At 74.0% G+C, this 18584-nt stretch carries 21 protein-coding genes and 3 tRNA genes; 13 read left to right on the plus strand and 11 right to left on the minus strand.

What is annotated here, in order from left to right:
- Nucleotides 1-2 precede the first annotated feature (2 nt).
- Complete coding sequence (locus tag ABRQ22_RS16500) at nt 3-500, plus strand: hypothetical protein (protein WP_353707504.1); 498 nt, start codon at nt 3-5, stop codon at nt 498-500.
- Nucleotides 501-532: 32 nt separating this feature from the next.
- Here the strand turns inward: ABRQ22_RS16500 and ABRQ22_RS16505 are convergent, their stop codons facing one another.
- From ABRQ22_RS16505 to ABRQ22_RS16525, 5 genes are read right to left on the minus strand one after another with little or no spacing between them, the layout of a single operon-like run.
- Complete coding sequence (locus tag ABRQ22_RS16505; RefSeq protein WP_353707505.1) at nt 533-1855, minus strand: hypothetical protein; 1323 nt, start codon at nt 1853-1855, stop codon at nt 533-535.
- A 59-nt stretch (nt 1856-1914) separates the two neighbouring features.
- On the minus strand, nt 1915-2946 hold the full coding sequence (locus ABRQ22_RS16510) for a TOBE-like domain-containing protein (protein WP_353707506.1): 1032 nt from the start codon (nt 2944-2946) through the stop codon (nt 1915-1917).
- Nucleotides 2943-3803, minus strand: coding sequence for a sulfate ABC transporter permease subunit (locus ABRQ22_RS16515; RefSeq protein ID WP_253055227.1), 861 nt, complete (start codon nt 3801-3803; stop codon nt 2943-2945). The genes ABRQ22_RS16510 and ABRQ22_RS16515 overlap by 4 nt, the downstream gene beginning before the upstream one ends.
- Nucleotides 3796-4695, minus strand: coding sequence for a sulfate ABC transporter permease subunit CysT (cysT, locus tag ABRQ22_RS16520; RefSeq protein WP_353707507.1), 900 nt, complete (start codon nt 4693-4695; stop codon nt 3796-3798). Before cysT ends, ABRQ22_RS16515 begins: the two co-directional genes overlap by 8 nt.
- Nucleotides 4696-4698: 3 nt before the next feature.
- Nucleotides 4699-5760 carry a sulfate ABC transporter substrate-binding protein gene (locus ABRQ22_RS16525; protein WP_253055229.1) on the minus strand — a complete coding sequence of 354 codons (1062 nt, stop codon included), beginning with the start codon at nt 5758-5760 and terminating at the stop codon, nt 4699-4701.
- A gap of 309 nt (nt 5761-6069) precedes the next feature.
- Between ABRQ22_RS16525 and purF the strand changes: the two genes are divergently transcribed.
- Both purF and purM read left to right on the plus strand, forming a co-directional pair.
- Nucleotides 6070-7617 (plus strand): amidophosphoribosyltransferase, encoded by a 1548-nt coding sequence (gene purF, locus ABRQ22_RS16530; RefSeq protein WP_253055230.1) that lies wholly within the window; start codon nt 6070-6072, stop codon nt 7615-7617.
- Nucleotides 7618-7699: 82 nt separating this feature from the next.
- The gene (purM, locus tag ABRQ22_RS16535; protein ID WP_253055231.1) at nt 7700-8833 is read left to right on the plus strand and encodes a phosphoribosylformylglycinamidine cyclo-ligase; all 1134 of its coding nucleotides are present in this window, start codon (nt 7700-7702) and stop codon (nt 8831-8833) included.
- Between the two features lie 279 nt (nt 8834-9112).
- Here purM and ABRQ22_RS16540 read toward each other — a convergent pair whose 3' ends face one another.
- Nucleotides 9113-9322, minus strand: a complete 210-nt coding sequence (locus ABRQ22_RS16540; protein WP_047231363.1) for a DUF3073 domain-containing protein — start codon at nt 9320-9322, stop codon at nt 9113-9115.
- 397 nt (nt 9323-9719) lie between these two features.
- On the opposite strand from ABRQ22_RS16540, the gene ABRQ22_RS16545 reads away from it, so the two are divergent.
- Nucleotides 9720-9932, plus strand: coding sequence for a BldC family transcriptional regulator (locus ABRQ22_RS16545; protein ID WP_024839011.1), 213 nt, complete (start codon nt 9720-9722; stop codon nt 9930-9932).
- A 100-nt stretch (nt 9933-10032) separates the two neighbouring features.
- Here the strand turns inward: ABRQ22_RS16545 and ABRQ22_RS16550 are convergent, their stop codons facing one another.
- The 5 genes from ABRQ22_RS16550 to ABRQ22_RS16570 all read right to left on the minus strand — a co-directional run bounded on the left by ABRQ22_RS16550 (nt 10033) and on the right by ABRQ22_RS16570 (nt 11352).
- Nucleotides 10033-10341, minus strand: a complete 309-nt coding sequence (locus ABRQ22_RS16550) for a DUF3618 domain-containing protein (RefSeq protein WP_353707508.1) — start codon at nt 10339-10341, stop codon at nt 10033-10035.
- Complete coding sequence (locus ABRQ22_RS16555; RefSeq protein ID WP_353707509.1) at nt 10338-10760, minus strand: phage holin family protein; 423 nt, start codon at nt 10758-10760, stop codon at nt 10338-10340. The genes ABRQ22_RS16550 and ABRQ22_RS16555 overlap by 4 nt, the downstream gene beginning before the upstream one ends.
- A 159-nt stretch (nt 10761-10919) precedes the next feature.
- Nucleotides 10920-10992, minus strand: a tRNA-Phe gene (locus ABRQ22_RS16560).
- A gap of 50 nt (nt 10993-11042) precedes the next feature.
- Nucleotides 11043-11116, minus strand: a tRNA-Asp gene (locus ABRQ22_RS16565).
- Between the two features lie 163 nt (nt 11117-11279).
- Nucleotides 11280-11352: transfer RNA gene (locus tag ABRQ22_RS16570), tRNA-Glu, on the minus strand.
- Between the two features lie 186 nt (nt 11353-11538).
- Between ABRQ22_RS16570 and ABRQ22_RS16575 the strand changes: the two genes are divergently transcribed.
- The 9 genes from ABRQ22_RS16575 (at nt 11539) to ABRQ22_RS16615 (ending at nt 18564) form a co-directional block, all read left to right on the plus strand.
- Nucleotides 11539-11883 (plus strand): metallopeptidase family protein, encoded by a 345-nt coding sequence (locus tag ABRQ22_RS16575; protein ID WP_170227325.1) that lies wholly within the window; start codon nt 11539-11541, stop codon nt 11881-11883.
- 40 nt (nt 11884-11923) lie between these two features.
- Nucleotides 11924-12241, plus strand: a complete 318-nt coding sequence (locus ABRQ22_RS16580; RefSeq protein WP_204539642.1) for a metalloregulator ArsR/SmtB family transcription factor — start codon at nt 11924-11926, stop codon at nt 12239-12241.
- 92 nt (nt 12242-12333) lie between these two features.
- On the plus strand, nt 12334-13257 hold the full coding sequence (locus ABRQ22_RS16585) for a cation diffusion facilitator family transporter (protein WP_353707510.1): 924 nt from the start codon (nt 12334-12336) through the stop codon (nt 13255-13257).
- Nucleotides 13258-13323: 66 nt separating this feature from the next.
- The gene (gene galE, locus ABRQ22_RS16590) at nt 13324-14343 is read left to right on the plus strand and encodes a UDP-glucose 4-epimerase GalE (protein ID WP_253055235.1); all 1020 of its coding nucleotides are present in this window, start codon (nt 13324-13326) and stop codon (nt 14341-14343) included.
- Between the two features lie 88 nt (nt 14344-14431).
- On the plus strand, nt 14432-15346 hold the full coding sequence (locus ABRQ22_RS16595) for a squalene/phytoene synthase family protein (RefSeq protein ID WP_353707511.1): 915 nt from the start codon (nt 14432-14434) through the stop codon (nt 15344-15346).
- Nucleotides 15343-17019: a phytoene desaturase family protein gene (crtI, locus tag ABRQ22_RS16600; RefSeq protein ID WP_353707512.1), complete on the plus strand. Its 1677-nt coding sequence runs from the start codon at nt 15343-15345 to the stop codon at nt 17017-17019. Before ABRQ22_RS16595 ends, crtI begins: the two co-directional genes overlap by 4 nt.
- On the plus strand, nt 17016-17357 hold the full coding sequence (locus ABRQ22_RS16605) for a lycopene cyclase domain-containing protein (protein ID WP_353707513.1): 342 nt from the start codon (nt 17016-17018) through the stop codon (nt 17355-17357). The genes crtI and ABRQ22_RS16605 overlap by 4 nt, the downstream gene beginning before the upstream one ends.
- The gene (locus ABRQ22_RS16610; RefSeq protein ID WP_353707514.1) at nt 17354-17698 is read left to right on the plus strand and encodes a lycopene cyclase domain-containing protein; all 345 of its coding nucleotides are present in this window, start codon (nt 17354-17356) and stop codon (nt 17696-17698) included. Before ABRQ22_RS16605 ends, ABRQ22_RS16610 begins: the two co-directional genes overlap by 4 nt.
- Nucleotides 17695-18564, plus strand: a complete 870-nt coding sequence (locus ABRQ22_RS16615) for a prenyltransferase (protein WP_353707515.1) — start codon at nt 17695-17697, stop codon at nt 18562-18564. Before ABRQ22_RS16610 ends, ABRQ22_RS16615 begins: the two co-directional genes overlap by 4 nt.
- Nucleotides 18565-18584 lie beyond the last annotated feature (20 nt).

An 18584-nucleotide genomic window follows, 5' to 3' on the forward strand; every position in this document is an offset into this window, starting at 1 on the left:
TCGTGAGCCCCGAGCAGTCCCCCGTGCCCGACGCCGACGCCCCCGACGGGTCGGCGGCACCCGACGCGGTGCGCGGCACAGCGCCCGACGCAGCGTCCGACGTGGAGCCCGACGCAGCGCCGTCGGCGCCCCTCGCGTCCGCAGGTGCCGACGGCGCCGTGCCCGTGGGTGCGGCAGGGACGGGCCGCGCCGAGCGCGAGGCCGAGGCCGCGGACGCGACCGAGGCGGCGGACGAGGTCGAGATCGAGACCGTCGTGGATCCGGGGACGGTCCGCCGCGCGCCGCGCTACGGGGCGTTCTTCACCGTCGGCGTGGTGCTGGGCACGGTGCTCGGCCTCGGGATCGGCGGCGCCTGGCTGCAGTCGCCGGCCGCCGCCCCGGTCTTCAAGCCGGGCGTCTACTTCACCGTCATCGTCGTCACGTGCGCCGCGCTCGGCGCGGCCGTCGCCGGCCTGTGGGCGGTCCTCGCGGACCGGCGGAGCCTGCGCGGGCGTCGCTGAGCGACCTCGCCGGAGCTGACGCCGGCTCGGCGTCAGCCGGGTCCGTCGTCGCCCACGTGCCAGCGCTCGCGCACCAGGGCGCGGTACCGCGCGGCCCTGGTCACACCGACCACCACGACGCACAGCGCCGCGAGGGTCGCGGCGGCCAGGGCCGCCGCCGTGGCGGCGACCGGCACCCCGTCGACCAGGAGCGCGACGCCGCTGCCCGCCAGACCGGCCAGGACGGAGGGCACGAGCATCCCGGAACCGGCCAGGAGCACGAGGGCGAACGTCGTGGACGCCGACCAGGGGGACAGGAGCTCCCGGACGACGTCGTCGGCGGGCGGCGCGGACGGCTCCGGGGAGCGCAGGAGGGCGAGCCCCGCACGGCGCTGGCGTCCCTGTCGTGACACCGGGAGCAGGAGCCACGTCGCGCCGAGGAGGAGCGTCGCCCCGACCAGCGTGCCGCCCACGCCGACGAGGACGTCGATCGACACCTCGCCCACCGGTCCGTAGTGCCGGTCCGGGCTGAACTTGCCCGGGTGCCGCATCCACAGACCGATCAGGAACAGGACGAAGCCGACCATGCCGGCGCCGCCCAGCACCGCGGCCGCCCGGTCGTTCCGGCGCGCGACCCGCCCGTCGGGGCGCGCGGGGGCCGGCGGCCCGAACGCTGCGCGCCGCCGCCGCTCGGCCTCCTCGGCGTAGCGGACCTCGTTCGGTCCCCACGTCGTCCGCACGACGTCCTGCCACGCGGACCAGCGCGCGCGCAGCCCGGGCAGGAGCAGCAGGCCGACCGCGGCCACCACCCCGACGACCGCGGAGACCGCGACGGTCGGCGTGCGCTCCGCGTCGTCACGGTCCATCGCGAAGAGCCCGACCGCCCCGGCGAGGAGCGCGAGCACGAGGTACGTCCAGGCGAGCCCGGCCAGCGCGCCCGCCGGGCTCGACTCCGCCACGCGCTTGCGCACCGAGTGCGGCGGGACGTCGGTGCGGGGGCGGCCCTCGTCCAGCAGGGCGCGGGTGACCGCGAGCGTCGCCGCGGCGTGCACCGGCACGAAGACCGGCACGGCGACCGCGAGGGTCAGGATCCACCAGCCCGTCGTCGAGCGCAGGACCTCGTCGGCGTCGAACCGCACGTCGGGGACGAGCTCACCGCCGACGAGCGCGAGACCGAGGAGGACGAGGAAGCCGAGGACCACGCCGACGAGGAACGCCCCGCTGCCCGCCGTGAGGGCATCGAGCCGGGCCGGGCCCGCGGCGGCGCGGACCTCCACGAACCGGTAGGCCGCCCGCTCGCGGCGGTGCCGCGGCCGGTCGTCGCGACCCCGGTCGCCACGGCCTCGGGGGGAGCGGTCGACGCGGGAGGGAGGCACGCGGGCAGGATAGCGAGCGGTGCCCGTGGTCGGGGCAGCCCCGTCGCGGCGGTGCCGGGTCAGCCGGGGACCGGCGCGCCGACCGGCCGGGGAGCGGCGGACGTCGGCGCGCCCTCGGCCGGGGCGAGCCGCACGGCGACCCCCGGCGCGAGACCCAGCGTCCGGGCCTCCGCGCGGGTCACGACGACGGACACCACCTCGTCCGCGGTCGCCACCTCGGCACGCACCTCGAAGCCGACGCGCGTCGTGCGGGTCACGACGCCCGGCACGGGGCCGCCGGGGCGGGAGGGCGCGGCGTCGTCGGCGCTGCCGTCCGGCGTGCCGTCGCCCAGCACCTCGACGTGGACGTCGTGCGGGCGCACGAGGACGCCGCCGAGCCGGGTCACCGGCCCGAGGAAGCCCATGACGAAGTCGTTCGCGGGGCGGTCGTAGAGGTCGTCGGGCGTGCCGACCTGCTCGATACGGCCCTCGTTGACGACGACGATCTCGTCCGCGACCTCCAGCGCCTCCTCCTGGTCGTGCGTGACGAACACCGTGGTCACGGGGATCTCGTCGTGCAGGCGGCGCAGCCAGTCGCGGAGCTCCTTGCGGACCTTGGCGTCGAGCGCGCCGAACGGCTCGTCGAGCAGCAGCACGCTCGGCCGGATCGCGAGGGCGCGCGCGAGCGCCATGCGCTGTCGCTGTCCGCCCGAGAGCTGCGAGGGCAGGCGGTGCGCGAAGCTCTCCAGGTGCACGAGGCGCAGGAGCTCGTCGACGCGCTCGGCGATCTCGGCCTTCGGGGTGCGGCGGATCTCGAGCCCGAACGCGACGTTCCGCGCGACGCTCAGGTGCTTGAACGCCGCGTAGTGCTGGAAGACGAAGCCCACGTTGCGTCGTCGGGCCGGGAGGTTCGTGGCGTCGCGACCCTCGATCTCGATCTCGCCGGAGTCGGGGACCTCGAGGCCGGCGACGACGCGCAGGAGCGTGGACTTGCCCCCGCCGCTCGGGCCGAGCAGCGCGGTGAGGCGACCGGTCGGCACGGAGACGGAGACGTCGTCGAGCGCGACGAAGTCGCCGAAGGTCTTGCGGACGTTGCGGATCTCGATGCTCATGCGTCGGCCTCCGTGGGGGCGGCGGTTCGGGGGGCGGTGCGGCGGGTGCGGGTGCCGGCGGCGTCGTCGGAACGGAGGAAGGTCACCGCGACGATGCACGCGACGGACACCGACGCGAGCAGGAAGGCGACCGCGTAGGCCGTGCCCTGCTCGAAGTCCTGGTAGCGCTGCTCGACGAGGAGCGTGGAGGTCTGGGTGCGGCCCTCGAAGTTGCCGGACACGACCTTGACGGCACCGAACTCGCCGAGCGCCCGGGCGAGCGTGAGCACGACGCCGTAGACGACCGCCCACTTGATCGCGGGCAGGGTGATGCGCCGGAAGGTCTGGAACCAGCTCGCCCCGAGGCTCGTCGCGGCGAGCTCCTCGTCCGTGCCGAGCTCCGTGAGGACGGGTACGACCTCCCGGATGACGAGCGGGAGGCACACGAACGCCGTCGCGAGGACGATGCCCGGTGGCGCGAAGATCACCTGGAGCCCGGCGTCCTCGAGCGCTCCGCCGAACCAGCCGTTCTTGCCGTACACGAGGACGAGCGAGAGCCCGACGACGATGGGGGAGACCGACAGCGGGAGGTCGAGCAGGGCGTTGAGGAGGGCCTTGCCGGGGAAGTCGTACCGCACGATGAGCATCGAGATCCCGACGCCGAAGACCGTGTTGATCAGCACGACCTGCACCGCGACGGCGGCGGTGAGCTGGAGGGCGAAGACGACGGACGGGTCGGCGAGCGCGCGCTGGAACGTCTCGAGGCCGTCCGCGAACGCGCCCCGCACGACGAGGGAGACGGGCCACCCGACGAGCAGCACCAGGTAGACGACCACGACGGCGCGCAGCGTGCGCCGTACCCAGGGGGAGCTATCCACGGCGGGCCACCCTTCGCTGGAGGAGCTGGATCGTCGCGATGACGAGGAGGGACACGAGCAGGAGCACCGAGGCCACGGCCGCGGCCTGCTCGGGCTGGCCGTTCTCCAGGTAGGCCAGGATCCGCACGGAGCCGACCTCGGTGCGCATCGGCAGGTTGCCGGAGAGCAGCACGAGCGCGCCGTACTCGCTGATCGCGCGCGCGAACGACAGCGCCGCTCCCGCGGTGATCGCGGGCGCGAGCGCGGGGAGGACGACGCGGCGGAACGTCGTGGACCGCGTCGCGCCGAGGGACGCGGCGGCCTCCTCGACGTCGCGGTCGAGCTCGGCGAGCACGGGCTGCACGCTGCGGACCACGAAGGGCAGGGTGACGAAGAGGAAGGCGAGGAAGACGGCGGCACGCGTGTTCGCGACATCGATCCCCAGCGGGCCCGACGGCCCGTACAGCGCGAGCAGCACGAGTCCGGCGACGATCGTGGGGAGCGCGAACGGGATGTCGATGAGCACCTCGAGGAGCCGCTTGCCGGGGAACCGGTCGCGCACGAGGACCCACGCGATCAGCGTGCCCATGACGACGTTGACGGCGGTCACGGCGAGCGCCTGCGTGACCGTGAGCGTGAGCGCCGCCGCCGTCTGCGGCTGGGTGATCGCGGCGGCGAACGCGGGCCACCCGCCGGCGGACGTCTCGACGAGCACCGCGATCAGCGGCACGAGGGCGAGCGCCGAGAACCACACGAGCGCTACGCCGAGGCCGAGCCCCGAGGCCGCGGTCAGGCGATAGGGGCCGTTGGGCGTCCGACGTGCCCGGCGGACCCGGCGCGACGGCGGCGCGGCCGGAGCCGGGCGGCGCTCGCGCGCCGCCCGGCCCGGTCGTTCAGCGAGGGTCGAGGACACGGGTCACTGCTTCCCGGTCTCGGCCTGGATCTTCGTCACGAGGCCCTCGTCGCCGAAGAACTTGTCGTTCGTGGCCGACCACCCGCCGAAGTCGTCGGCGATGGTGAGGAGCGTCGGGACGGCCGGGAACGGGTCGCTCGGGTCGTTGGCGCCCTCGACCTCGAAGTCGACGTCGTCGCCGGTCAGGGGACGGAAGCCCACGTGCGCGAACGCCTCCTGGCCCTCGGGCGTGAGGACGAAGTCGAGGTAGCTCTGCGCCTTGGGGTCCGCGTCGACCGTCACCGCGGCCGGGTTCTCGATGAGGAGCGTCTGGTCGGGGACCACGTAGTCGAACGTCTCGCCGTTCTGCCGCGCGAGGATCGCCTCGTTCTCGTAGGAGAGGAGGACGTCGCCGGTCCCGGACGTGAAGGCGGTCGTCGCGTCGCGGCCGCTGCCCGGGAGCGCGACGGCGTTGGTGAAGAACTTCCGCAGGTACTCCGTCGCGTCCTCCTCGGAGCCGCCGTTCGCGATGACGCTGCCCCAGCCGGCGAGGATGTTCCAGCGCGCCGAGCCCGACGAGCCGGGGTTCGGGGTCACGATCTCGACGCCGGGCTGGACGATGTCCTCCCAGCTCTGGATGTTCTTCGGGTTGCCCTCGCGGACCACGAGCACGACGACCGACTGGCTGACGATGCCCTTGTTCTCGCCCGCGTTCCAGTCGTCCGCCACGAGGCCCGCGTCGACGAGGCGCGTCACGTCGCCCTCGAGCGAGAAGTGCACGTAGTCGGCCTTCAGCCCGTCGGCGACGGCGCGGCTCTGGTCGCCGGAGGCGCCGTACGACGTCTCCCACGTGACGCCCTGGCCGTCCTCGGTCTGGCCCCACAGCTCCTGCGCGGCGTCGTTGCCCGCCTTCGGGACGGCGAATCCGACGAGGGAGAGCGTCGTGGGCTCGACGTCGGAGCTCCCGTCGCCGCTCGCGTCGCCGCCGCCCGACCCGTCGACGGCGGTCGGCGCGCAGGCGGTGAGGACCAGGGCGGTGGCTGCCGCGGCAGCCGCGAGGGTGATCGTCGTCCGGAGGCGTCGCATGGTGTCGTCCTTCGTCGGGGTCCCGGGAGACCGGGAGCGGGTGGTCGAGCAGGAGGTCGAGCGGGTGGTCGATCAGGTGACCGAGCGGCACGGCCAGCACGGCCGGTGTGATACTCGACTGCCGCGGTCGAGTAAGTCGAGATTCAAGCGCGCCGTTCCCACGCAGCGAAACCCCTGCCCGACAGGTGGGACGACGTAACGCCACCGTGAACGACGGTCCGTGCGTCGCCGCGCGGCCTGCGCCGCCCAGGTCGTCCGCATGACCTCGCGCTTCGGTCCCGACGCGCCTGCTGTGGGACACTGAGGTACGTGGCCCCCCGCGGAGATGGACTTCTCAACCACGACCTCATGCCCGGCGAGAAAGGCCCCCAGGACGCCTGCGGCGTCTTCGGTGTCTGGGCGCCCGGCGAAGAGGTCGCCAAGCTCGCCTACTTCGGGCTGTACGCGCTGCAGCACCGAGGCCAGGAGTCGGCCGGCATCGCCACCAGCAACGGTGAGCAGATCCTGGTCTACAAGGACATGGGACTCGTCTCCCAGGTGTTCGACGAGACGGCCCTCAACGCCCTGACGGGGCACATCGCCGTCGGGCACTGCCGGTACTCGACCACCGGTGGCGTGACGTGGGAGAACGCCCAGCCGACGCTCGGCGCCACCGCGTCCGGGACCGTCGCGCTCGGGCACAACGGCAACCTCACCAACTCGGCCGAGCTCGTCAACCTCGTCGCGGAGCGCTACGGCAGCCAGCGCCGCGGCGAGCTCGCGCGCGGCAACACCACGGACACCGCGCTCGTCACCGCGCTCCTCGCCGGGGACGCCGACCACACGCTCGAGGCCACGGCGCTCGAGGTGCTCCCGCGGCTGCGCGGTGCGTTCTCGCTCGTCTTCATGGACGAGCGCACCCTCTACGCCGCGCGCGACCCGCAGGGCGTGCGCCCGCTCGTCCTCGGCCGTCTCGAGCGGGGCTGGGTCGTCGCGAGCGAGACGCCGGCGCTCGACATCGTCGGCGCGTCGTTCGTGCGCGAGGTCGAGCCGGGCGAGCTCATCGCGATCGACGCGGACGGCCTGCGCTCGCAGCGCTTCGCGCCGGCCGAGCGTGCGGGCTGCGTCTTCGAGTACGTCTACCTCGCGCGCCCGGACACCTCGATCAACGGCCGCTCGGTGCACGCCGCCCGCGTCGAGATGGGCCGCCAGCTCGCGCGCGAGCACTCCGTCGAGGCCGACCTCGTCATCCCGGTCCCCGAGTCCGGCACGCCCGCGGCGGTCGGCTACGCCGCCGAGTCCGGCATCCCGTTCGGCCAGGGCCTGACCAAGAACGCCTACGTGGGACGCACGTTCATCCAGCCGTCCGACACGCTGCGCCAGCTCGGCATCCGGCTCAAGCTCAACCCGCTGCGCGACGTCATCCGGGGCAAGCGCCTCGTCGTCGTCGACGACTCGATCGTGCGCGGCAACACGCAGCGCGCGCTCATCCGCATGCTGCGCGAGGCCGGCGCGGCCGAGGTGCACGTGCGCATCAGCTCCCCGCCCGTGAAGTGGCCGTGCTTCTACGGCATCGACTTCGCGTCCCGCGCCGAGCTCATCGCGAACGGCCTCTCGCCGGACGAGATCGGGCAGTCGCTCGGCGCCGACAGCCTGGGCTACATCTCGACCGAGGGGATGATCGCGGCGACCGAGCAGCCGTCGTCGCAGCTCTGCACGGCGTGCTTCACGGGGAAGTACCCCATCGAGCTGCCGCCGGACGACCAGCTCGGCAAGCACCTCCTCGAGCAGGCCGAGCTCCCGCTCGGCGCGCCCGAGGACGGGCTGCGCAGCCTGTCGGTGACCGCCGGCGGTGCCGGCGCGCTGCAGCACCCGTGAGACCACCCCTGCGCCCGAACCCGAGACCCCAGCACCCGCACCACCGGCGCGTGCGCCGCACGACCTCCTTGGAGCCGACACCGTGACTGCCGACTCGCCCCAGACGGGCCTCACCTACGCCGCCGCGGGCGTCGACACCGAGGCCGGTGACAAGGCCGTCGAGCTCATGAAGGACGCGGTGCGCCGGACCCACGGGCCGCAGGTCCTCGGCGGCGTCGGCGGCTTCGCGGGGCTCTACGACTTCTCCGAGGTCGCGACGTACCGCCGCCCCCTGCTCGCGACGTCGACCGACGGCGTGGGCACCAAGGTCGCGATCGCCCAGGCGCTCGACGTCCACGACACGATCGGGTTCGACCTCGTCGGCATGGTCGTCGACGACATCGTCGTGGTCGGCGCCAAGCCGCTGTTCATGACGGACTACATCGCGTGCGGCAAGGTCGTGCCCGAGCGCATCGCGGGCATCGTCCGCGGCATCGCGGCGGCCTGCGAGGTCGCGGGCACCGCGCTCGTGGGCGGCGAGACCGCCGAGCACCCGGGTCTTCTCGGCGCGGACGAGTACGACGTCGCCGGCGCGGCGACGGGCGTCGTCGAGGCCGACCGGCTGCTCGGCCCCGAGCGGGTGCGCGAGGGCGACGTGCTCGTCGCCATGGCCTCGTCGGGCCTGCACTCGAACGGCTACTCGCTCGTGCGTGCCGTGCTCAAGCACGCGGGCTGGGGCCTCGAGCGGCACGTCGACGAGCTCGGGCGCACGGTCGGCGAGGAGCTCCTGGAGCCGACGCGCGTCTACGCGAGCGACTGCCTCGCGCTGGCCGCCGACGACGCCGCGCAGGTCCACGCGTTCACGCACGTCACGGGCGGCGGGCTCGCCGCGAACCTCGCGCGCGTCCTGCCCGCCGGGCTCGTCGGGGTCGTGGACCGCGCGAGCTGGGACGTCCCGCCGGTCTTCCGGCTCGTGCGCGAGCTGGGCGGCGTCCCGCGCGGCGATCTCGAGAACACGCTCAACCTCGGCGTCGGCATGGTCGCGGTGGTCGGCGCGGACGGCGTCGACGCCGCGCTCGCTCGCTGCGCCGCGCTCGGCGTCCCCGCGTGGGTGCTCGGCTCGGTCGAGGCCTTTGACCCGGCGGCGGCCCGGGACGTCGCGGACGGCGACCTCGTCGCGGGTACCAAGGGCGTCCAGGCGGGCGCCGTGCGGCTCGTCGGCGACTACCGCGCCTGACCGACGGTGCCCCCGGGCGGGTGGGCTCCTGCCGATCCGCTCGGGGGAGGCCGCTCTCGCGGCGGGCACGACGACGTCAGGGTGCGGCGGCGGTCATGGGTGCCGAGGCCTCGGGGCCAACGGGGCCCGGCGGAGGCCTCGGGCGAACGAGGCGCGGTGGGCCGGTGCACAGGTCACGAACGACCGCGCCGTCGCCTACCGGGGGGGGCAGGCGACGGCGCAGTCGAGGTCGAGACGCTTCCGCGGAAGACCGCGGCGATCAAAGGAGGTCGACGACCGTCAGCGGTCGTCGGACCAGTCGTTGTAGCGCTGGTCGTAGCGCTCGAGGTCGTCCGACGACTCGGCGCCGAAGCGCGAGTCCGTCACGACATCCGTGTGGCTGTGACCGGTGAGCTCTTGCTCGAGCGCACTGTAGTTCGTCTCGGGGCTGTAGTACTTCAGCGCGCGAGCGACCTTGGTCTGCTTTGCCTTCTGACGGCCGCGGCCCATGGCTCCGACCCCCTCAACGTAGAAGCGGGGCGGCTACGTGCTCAGACGTGCGGCCCCGGGGTGTAGTTTCGTCTGTTCAGGGTCCAACGGTACATGCTCGGGGCCTATTCCATCCACTCAGAAGGCCGTGACGGACCGCGGACGTGCCTACCGTCACACACTCTCCACGAGCGGGGGAGCGGGCCCGCCTCAGGCGAGGCCGGGCAGGGCACGGGGAGCACGCCCCGTAAGCCGCACGAGCGCCTATCCGGCCGATACGACCATAGGCGGCCTAATTCACCCGTCCGTCAAGTCGCCCGAAATCCGCATGCTGCGACAATGGAGGGTACTGGCGTCGTGCTGTCGTCGTGATCCGGGGTATCTGCCGGACCAGCGCGTACCAGGAGGAGGTGTCGTGATGTCCATGCACGGAGAGTCCGAGGTTCTGCTCACGCCCGCCGAGGTCGCCAGCCTGTTTCGCGTCGATCCCAAGACGGTCACCCGGTGGGCGAAGGCGGGCAAGCTCTCGTCGATCCGCACGCTCGGGGGGCACCGCCGCTACCGCGAGTCCGAGGTCCGGGCGCTGCTCGGCGCCGCCAGCGAGCCCGCGGAGGGCACCGACAAGTCCTGAGCCGACCGCGCGCCGCGCCGCCGGCACGGTCGGCGCGTCGGATCGGCAGGCAGAAAAAACGCCCCGGCGAGAACGCACCGGGGCGAGCGCTCGTCGGAGACTACGAGCGCCGGCGCAGGATCGCCGCCGTGACGAGCGCGACGCCGGCCACCACGGCACCCAGCAGCAGCTTGACGTTGCGCGACCGGTCGGGGTCCTCCTCCGGCAACCCGCCACCGGTGAGGAACGCGCGCGTGTCCGAGGCCGCCTGCTTCGCCTGCTGCGCCGCGGCCTTCGCCTGGACGCGCGGGTCCAGGCGGGTCGTGAGCTCGTCGATCGTCCCCGCGAGCTCGGCGCGCGTGCGCGCGATCTCGTCCTCGAGCTGGGACTGGGACAGCGGGGGCACCGGGGCCCCGTCGGTTCCGCTCACGGGCGCAGTCCTTCCTTGATCGTCGCGACGTCTTCCTTGATGCTGTCGACCGCCCCGGTCGGGCTCGGCGGGACGCCGCGCTGGAGCTGCTTGACGCCGACGAACGCGAGCGTACCGGCGACGAGCACGAGGGCCAGGCCGACGATCAGCGCGGCGAGCCACAGCGGCATCACGGTCGCGAGCCCCTCCATGGCGGAGTGGAAGAGGAAGCCCAGCCCGTAGAGGACGAGCACCCCGCCCACGACGAGCAGGCCGATGCCGATGCCGGCGTGCTTGGCCTTCGTCGTGAGCTCGGCCTTCGCGAGCGCGATCTCGGACCGGACGAGGCGGGTCGCCTGCTCGGACAGCCGCTCGACGAGCTGCCCGACCGTCGGCTTCTGCTCCTCGGGCGGGATGCGCCCGTCGATCCAGTCGCTCATCTCTCCGCCTTTCCGCAGGTGACCCCACCACTCAACCGGCACCCGGGGCGGTGCGCAACTCCCCGCGGGCCTGGGAGGTGCCGGAGAGGGAGGGCCGGACGGCACCGCCGCCGCGACGAGAAAGACCCCCGCCCGGATCCCGGGCGGGGGTCTCTTCGGTGGCTCCGACCGGCGTCGATCCGGTGACCTTTCGATTTTCAGTCGAACGCTCTACCAACTGAGCTACAGAGCCATGGGGGAAGAGCCCGGCCGGCCGATGCCGACCGGGCTCTTCGCCTCACGCGACCCTGACGGGACTTGAACCCGCGACCTCCGCCGTGACAGGGCGGCGCGCTAACCAACTGCGCTACAGGGCCTTGCTGTTCTTCGCGAGACACACCTTAACACCAGGGGACCCGGTGATTTTCACCAGTGAACCTGGTGGTGTGGTGGCCCGCTTTCGAACCGAGAGGATCGTACCGTACCGATGAGCCGATCCGTAAATCCGCTGGTGGCCACCGGTCCCGGTGCGATCTCGCGTACCCCCAACGGGATTCGAACCCGTGCTACCGCCGTGAAAGGGCGGGGTCCTAGGCCGCTAGACGATGGGGGCTCAGGAACGTGCGCCAGTGTACAGCGGCGGGACCGTGACCTCCTGGTCGGGTCGTGGTCGACCCGTGGTCGCCTCCTCGGCCGGGCCTGCCCGCGGACGGTGCCGCGGGACGGTGCAGCGGGACGGTGCAGCGGGACGACGCCACGGGCGGTGCCCGCGACGGGGGAGGATGGTCGCGTGGTGGAGATGACGCGGGCCGAGTTCGAGGACGCCGTGCGCGACGGGCTGGACCTGGTCCCCGAGGACCTCGCGGCGCAGATGGACAACGTGGTGGTGCTCGTCGAGGACGACGCGCCCGCCGACGACCCCGACCTCCTCGGGCTCTACGAGGGCGTCCCCCTCACCGAGCGGGACCACATGTGGGCGGCGGGGGCGCTGCCCGACCGCATCACGATCTTCCGCAACCCCACCCTCGCGATCTGCGAGACGCGCGAGGACGTGGTGGAGGAGGTCGCGGTGACGGTCGTCCACGAGATCGCGCACCACTTCGGCATCGACGACGACCGCCTGCACGAGCTCGGCTGGGACTGAGGTCGCACGGCGCGGGGGCGCCGATCGCTACGATCGGCTGGTGACGACGAGCGCCGCGAGCGACCCCCGGCACGACGGCGCGCACGACCACGAGGCGGTCGCGCGCCTGCTCCACGCGCTCGCGGACCCGAGCCGGCTCGCCATCGTGCACCTGCTCACCGGCGCGGAGCGGCGCGTCGTCGACCTCACGCGCGAGCTGGGGCTCGCGCAGTCCACGGTCTCCGCGCACCTGACCACCCTGCGCGACGTCGGGGTCGTGGCGGTCCGCCGCGAGGGGCGCTCGTCCTGGTACCGGCTCGTGCGGCCCGAGGTGGCGCACCTGCTCGCCGACGCGGAGCACGTCGCGCTCGCTCCCTGACCCCGCGCGGTGACGCGCCTCACGGCGCAGCCGGTCTGGTATTCATCGTCGCGCACCGATATCATCGGTAACTGACGATGAATGGAGGGTTCATGGGAGCCGGACACGACCACGGCGCGGGGGGTGCCGCGCCCGACCACCGCGCGCGGCTCGCGGTCGCCTTCGGGATCACCGCGACGATCCTCGTCGCGCAGGCCGTCGGCGCGGTCCTCACGGGGAGCCTCGCGCTCCTCACGGACACGGCGCACATGCTCACCGACGCGACGGGGCTGGCCGTGGCGCTCGTCGCGGCGTCGCTCGTGCTGCGGCCCGCGACCAAACGCCGGACCTGGGGATTCCGCCGCGTCGAGGTGCTCGCCGCCCTCGCGCAGGCGGCGCTCCTCCTCGCGGTCGGCGCGTACGCCGTCGTCGAGGGCGTACGACGGCTGTTCTCGCCGCCGGAGGTCCCCTCGTCCGAGCTGCTGGTCTTCGGGATCGTCGGCCTCGTCGGCAACGTCGTCGCGATCGCCGTCCTCGCGTCCGGGCGCCGCGCCAACCTCAACCTGCGCGCGGCGTTCCTGGAGGTCGTCAACGACGCCCTGGGGTCGGTCGGGGTGATCGTGGCCGCCGTCGTCATCGCGACGACCGGGTACCAGCAGGCCGACGCGATCGCCGGGCTCTTCATCGCGCTGCTCATCGTCCCGCGCGCCTTCCGCCTCCTGCGCGAGGCGACGGCCGTGCTCATGGAGTTCACGCCGGAGGGGCTGGACCTCGACGACGTCCGGGCGCACATCCTCTCGCTCGACCACGTCGAGGACGTGCACGACCTCCACGCGTCGACCGTCGCGACGGGGCTGCCGACCATCTCCGCGCACGTCGTCGTCGACGCCGCGTGCTTCCGGGACGGTCACGCGCTCGAGATCACGGAGCGCGTCCGTGCGTGCGTCGCGCACCACTTCCCGGTCTCCGTCGAGCACTCGACGTTCCAGCTCGAGACGGCGGCCCTGCGCGACCGCGAGGCCCACGGCCACGCGTAGGGCGGCGGCCACCACGGGTCCGGCAGCTCGGCGGGGGAGCGGGGCGGCCCCACTAGGGTGGGTGCCATGACGATCCTCGTGACCGGCGGAGCCGGGTACATCGGCGCGCACGTGGTGCGCCTCCTGCAGGAGCGCGGCGAGAAGGTGGTCGTGGTCGACGACCTCAGCACCGGTCGCGCGGACCGTGTCGGCGACGCGACGCTCGTCGAGGTCGACGTCGCGTCCCCGGAGGCGGTGGACGTGCTGACGCGCGCCCTCACCGAGCACGACGTCCGCGCGGTGATCCACTTCGCGGCGCGCAAGCAGGTGGGGGAGTCGGTCGAGAAGCCGGCCTGGTACTACCAGCAGAACGTCGGCGGGTTCACGAACCTCGTGACCGCGATGCAGGCGGCCGGCGTCGACCGCCTCGTGTTCTCGTCCTCGGCGGCGACGTACGGGATGCCCTCGGTCTCGCTCGTCGAGGAGAAGCTGCACGCCGAGCCGATCAACCCCTACGGCGAGACCAAGCTCGTCGGCGAGTGGCTGGGTCGCGCGGCCGGCCGCGCCTGGGGCCTGCGGTTCGTCGCGCTGCGCTACTTCAACGTCGCCGGCGCCGGCTGGCCGGACCTCGGCGACCCCGCCGTGCTCAACCTCGTCCCCATGGTGCTCGACCGCCTGGAGCGCGGCGAGCAGCCCAAGATCTTCGGCGACGACTACCCGACGCCGGACGGCACGTGCATCCGTGACTACATCCACGTCCTGGACCTCGCGCACGCGCACCTCGCGGCGCTCGGGTACCTCGACGTCGCGGAGCGCCCCTTCGACGTGTTCAACGTCGGGACGGGGCAGGGGTCGTCGGTGCGCGAGGTCATCGACGAGATCGGGCGCGTGAGCGGGCTCGACGTCACGCCGGAGGTCCTGCCGCGGCGCGCGGGCGACCCGCCGCAGCTCGTCGGCGACCCGCGCCGGATCAACGAGCTCTTCGGCTGGACGGCGACGAACGGGCTGCCCGAGATCATCGCGTCGGCGTGGGAGGCCTGGCAGGCGGGCCCGCGGCGCATCGAGGTCGCGGCGCACGACGCGGCGGAGGGCGCTCCCGAGGTGTGAGTCTGCGCGTCCCGTGCGACCCTACATTCCTCAGCATGCTGAGGAATGTCCGGGGAGGTGCCCCGGCGACGGGAGACGGGACGAGGACGTGGGCGACCAGAACGACCCGGCACGGCTGTACGACCTGACCGCCGCGCGCACGAGCCGGGTCGTGCTCGCGTCCTACTCGACCTCGTTCGGGCTGGGCGCGCGCCTGCTCGACGTCCCGACGCGCGACGGGATCGACGCCGTCTACGGACTCGTCCGCATCGCCGACGAGGTCGTGGACACGCGCCGCGGCGACGGTGCGGCCGACCTCCTCGACGAGCTGGAGGCGGAGACGGCGAAGGCGCTCGACCGCGGGTGGTCGACGAACCTCGTCGTGCACTCGTTCGCCCTGACCGCCCGCCGGTGCGGCATCGGCCACGGCGAGGTCGACCCCTTCTTCGCGTCGATGCGCACCGACCTCACGGTGCGCGTGCACGACCGCGAGAGCTACGAGCGGTACGTGTACGGCTCGGCGGAGGTCGTCGGCCTCATGTGCCTCGCGGTCTTCCTCAACGCGCGCCGTCGCCCCGGGGAGCCCCTGCGGGTCGCGGACCCGGTCCTCGTCCGCGGGGCACGTGCGCTCGGCGCCGCGTTCCAGAAGATCAACTTCCTGCGCGACCTGCGCACCGACCACGACGAGCTCGGGCGCGCCTACCTGCCCGGCGTCGTCCCGGGCCGGTTGCGCCGTCGCGACGTCGAGGCGTTCTGCCGGGAGGTCGAGGGGGACCTCGCGGCGGCGCGGGCGGCGCTCCCGGGGCTCCCGGTGCGACCCCGCGTCGCGGTCGCCGCGACCGTCGCCGTGTACGAGCGGCTGCTCGCCCGGCTCGCGGCGACGCCGCCCGAGGACATCCTGCGGGCGCGCGTGCGCGTCCCCGACACCGTGAAGGTCGCGCTGGCCGCGCGGGCGGCGGGCGGCCAGCTCCTCGGGCAGATGGCGTCGGGCCGACCCGCGCGCCCGCGGAAGGTGCTCGCGTGAGGGCACCGCGCGTCGTCGTGGTCGGAGGCGGGATCTCCGGGCTCGCCACCGCGGCGCTGCTCGCGCGCGGGGGCGCGGCCGTCACGCTGCTGGAGCGCCACGCGGACCTGGGCGGCCGAGCCGGCACGCTCGAGCTGGACGGGTTCCGCTTCGATACCGGGCCGTCCTGGTACTTCATGCCGGAGGTGGTCGAGCACTTCTTCGCGCTCCTCGGCGCGCGCGTCGAGGACCACCTCGACCTCGTGCCGCTCGACCCGGCCTACCGCGTGTTCTTCGAGCCCGACGCACCGGGCGGCGCGGCGTCCACGTTCGAGCTCTCGGCGAGCCCGGGCGTGAACCGCGCCCGGCTCGACGCGATCGAGCCCGGGGCCGGCGACCGCGTGGCCGCGTACTCGGCCGAGGCGAGCGAGGCCTACGGGCTCGCGCTCGACCACTTCCTCTACACCACGTTCGAGCGGCCCGACCGCGCGCTCGCGCCGGAGGTGCTGCGCCGTCTCCCGCGCCTCGCCGCGCTGCTGCGCGAGCCGCTCGCCGACCGTGCCGCGCGCGCGGTGGAGGACCCGCGGCTCCGCCAGCTCCTCGGGTACCACGCCGTCTTCCTCGGCTCCTCGCCCTACCGCGCGCCCGCGCTGTACTCCCTCATGAGCCACCTCGACCTCGTCGACGGCGTCCGGTACCCCCGCGGCGGGATGCACACGCTGATCGAGGCCGTGGCGCGGCTCGCGCGCGCGGAGGGGGCCGAGCTCCGGACCGGCGCGGACGTCGCCGGGATCGAGGTGGCCCCCGGTGCCCGACGGCGCGGGCGCGTCACGGGCGTCCGCCTCGCCTCGGGCGAGCTCGTCGAGGCGGACCTCGTCGTGTCGGCCGCCGACCGGCACCACACGGAGACCGCGCTCCTCGCCCCGCGGTGGGCGGAGCTGCCCGCCGCGGCGTGGGACGACAAGGGACCGGGGATCTCGGCCCTGCTCGTGCTCGCGGGAGTGCGGGGCGCGCTGCCCGAGCTCGCGCACCACTCCCTCTTCTTCACGCGCGACTGGCCCGCGAACTTCGACGCCGTGCTCGGCACCGACCGGCGCAGCGACCCCGCGGGGCTGCGCGTCCCGGACCCCGCCTCGCTCTACGTGTCGCGCACCTCCGCGACCGACGGGCCGTCGTCGTCCGCGCCCGCGGCCCCGCCCGGGCACGAGAACCTCTTCCTCCTCGTCCCGTTCCCCGCCGACCCGACGCTCGGCGCCGACGCCGCGTCGCGCCGCGCGCTCGACGCGCTCGCGGACCGCTACCTCGCGCAGGTCGGGCGCTGGGCCGGGGTCGTGGACCTCCCGGGTCGGGTCGTCACGCGGCGCGTGCTGGGGCCAGCCCACTTCGCGACCGAGCTCTCGTCGTGGCGCGGCGGCGCGCTCGGCATGGAGCACACCCTCCGGCAGTCGGCTCTGTGGCGGCCCGGCACGGCGGCCCGCCGTGTCGACGGGCTCTACCACGCCGGGGGTGGGAGCATCCCGGGCGTGGGACTGCCGATGTGCCTCATCAGCGCCGAGCTCGTCGCGAAGCGCCTGCTCGGTGAGACGTCGGCACGCCCGCTGCCGACGCCGTTGCGCCCCGGCTACCTCGCGGCGAGCCGTCGGCCCGAGCGGATCCGGCCGTCGGGTGCGCGACCGGTCGAGGTCCGCCGGTGACGGGTCTGGTCTACCTCGGCGCGCTCGCGGTCTCGCTCGGCGGCCTCGCCGTGCTCGACCGGCGCTTCCGCCTCGCGTTCTGGGCGGACCGGCGCCGTGCCGCGCTCACGGTCGGTCTCGGCGTCGTCGGCTTCCTCGCGTGGGACGTCGCGGGCCTCGCGCTCGGGATCTTCGCGCGCGGGGAGAGCCCGTGGATGACGGGGCTCCTGCTCGCGCCCGACCTGCCCGTCGAGGAGGCGGTCTTCCTGACGCTCCTGTGCTACACCGCGCTGCTGGGCTGGCGCGGCGCCGAGCGCGTGCTCGCCGCGCGACGGAGCCGGGCGGAGGGCGACGCGTGACGAACCTCGTGCTCAACGTCGTCGTCCTCGCGGTGCTCGTCGCGGTGTCGTGGCGCGTGCTGCGCCGGCTGCGACCTGGGCCGCTCGTGTGCACGGCCGTCGTGATGTGCGTGCTCACCCTCGTGTTCGACACGCTGATGATCGCCGCCGACCTGTACGTCTACCACCCGGACAAGATCCTCGGCGTCTACCTGTGGGGCGCGCCGCTCGAGGACTTCGCGTACGCGTTCGCCGCCGCGCTCGGGATGCCGGTGCTGTGGACGGTGCTCGGAGCCCGCGGTCGCGAGCGCACCGCGGGCCGCGGGTCCGAGCACGGTCGTGCCGCGGAGGACGAGCGGTGAAGGACGTGCTCGCCGCGTCGCGGCCCTTCTCCTGGATCAACACCGCGTACCCGTTCGCCGCGGGGTACCTCGTCGCGACCGGCGGGCGCGCCGACCTCGCGCTCGTGGTCGGGACGCTGTACTTCCTCGTCCCGTACAACCTGCTCATGTACGGCGTGAACGACGTCTTCGACTACGCGAGCGACCTGCGCAACCCGCGCAAGGGCGGGATCGAGGGCGCGCTGGCCGACCCGGCGACGGCCCGCGTCACGCACCGCCGCATCCTGCGCGCGTGCGTCGCGACCAACGTGCCGTTCCTCGTCGCGCTCCTGCTCCTCGGCGACCCGCTCGCGGGCGCGGTCCTCGCGCTCGTGGTGTTCGGCGTCGTCGCGTACTCGGCGCCGCGGCTGCGGTTCAAGGAGCGCCCGTTCCTCGACTCGTTCACGTCGGCGATGCACTTCGTCGGGCCGTTGCTGTACGCGCTCGTGCTCGTCGACGCGGACCTCTCCGCGCGGTCCGTCTGGCCCGTGCTCGTCGGCTTCGTGCTCTGGGGCATGGCGTCGCACGCGTTCGGCGCGGTGCAGGACGTGCGCGCGGACCGCGAGGGCGGCATCGCGTCCGTCGCGACGGCGATCGGCGCGCACGCGACCGTGCTCGCCGCCGCGGCGGCGTACGTCGCGGCGGCCGTCGTGCTCGCGGTGCTCCCGTGGCCCGGCGTCGTCGCCGCGCTGCTCCCGCTGCCGTACGCCGTCAACGTGCTGCGGTTCCGCGACGTGCGCGACGACGACTGCGAGCGCGCCAACGCGGGCTGGCGCGCGTTCCTGTGGCTCAACCTCGTCACCGGGTTCCTCGTGACGATGCTGCTCCTCGCGGACGCCCTCACCTGACGCGCCCCGCGTCGCCGGGC

Source organism: Cellulosimicrobium sp. ES-005 (genome assembly GCF_040448685.1).
GTDB lineage: Bacteria > Actinomycetota > Actinomycetes > Actinomycetales > Cellulomonadaceae > Cellulosimicrobium > Cellulosimicrobium cellulans_G.

Excerpts from the sequence above, each read along its gene's own strand:
- ABRQ22_RS16555 (WP_353707509.1), bottom strand. The coding sequence starts at position 10,760 with ATGAGCGACTGGATCGACGGGCGCATCCCGCCCGAGGAGCAGAAGCCG.
- ABRQ22_RS16525 (WP_253055229.1), bottom strand. The coding sequence starts at position 5,760 with ATGCGACGCCTCCGGACGACGATCACCCTCGCGGCTGCCGCGGCAGCC.
- ABRQ22_RS16510 (WP_353707506.1), bottom strand. The coding sequence starts at position 2,946 with ATGAGCATCGAGATCCGCAACGTCCGCAAGACCTTCGGCGACTTCGTC.
- ABRQ22_RS16585 (WP_353707510.1), top strand. The coding sequence starts at position 12,334 with ATGGGAGCCGGACACGACCACGGCGCGGGGGGTGCCGCGCCCGACCAC.
- galE (WP_253055235.1), top strand. The coding sequence starts at position 13,324 with ATGACGATCCTCGTGACCGGCGGAGCCGGGTACATCGGCGCGCACGTG.
- ABRQ22_RS16540 (WP_047231363.1), bottom strand. The coding sequence starts at position 9,322 with ATGGGCCGCGGCCGTCAGAAGGCAAAGCAGACCAAGGTCGCTCGCGCG.
- ABRQ22_RS16575 (WP_170227325.1), top strand. The coding sequence starts at position 11,539 with ATGACGCGGGCCGAGTTCGAGGACGCCGTGCGCGACGGGCTGGACCTG.
- ABRQ22_RS16545 (WP_024839011.1), top strand. The coding sequence starts at position 9,720 with ATGTCCATGCACGGAGAGTCCGAGGTTCTGCTCACGCCCGCCGAGGTC.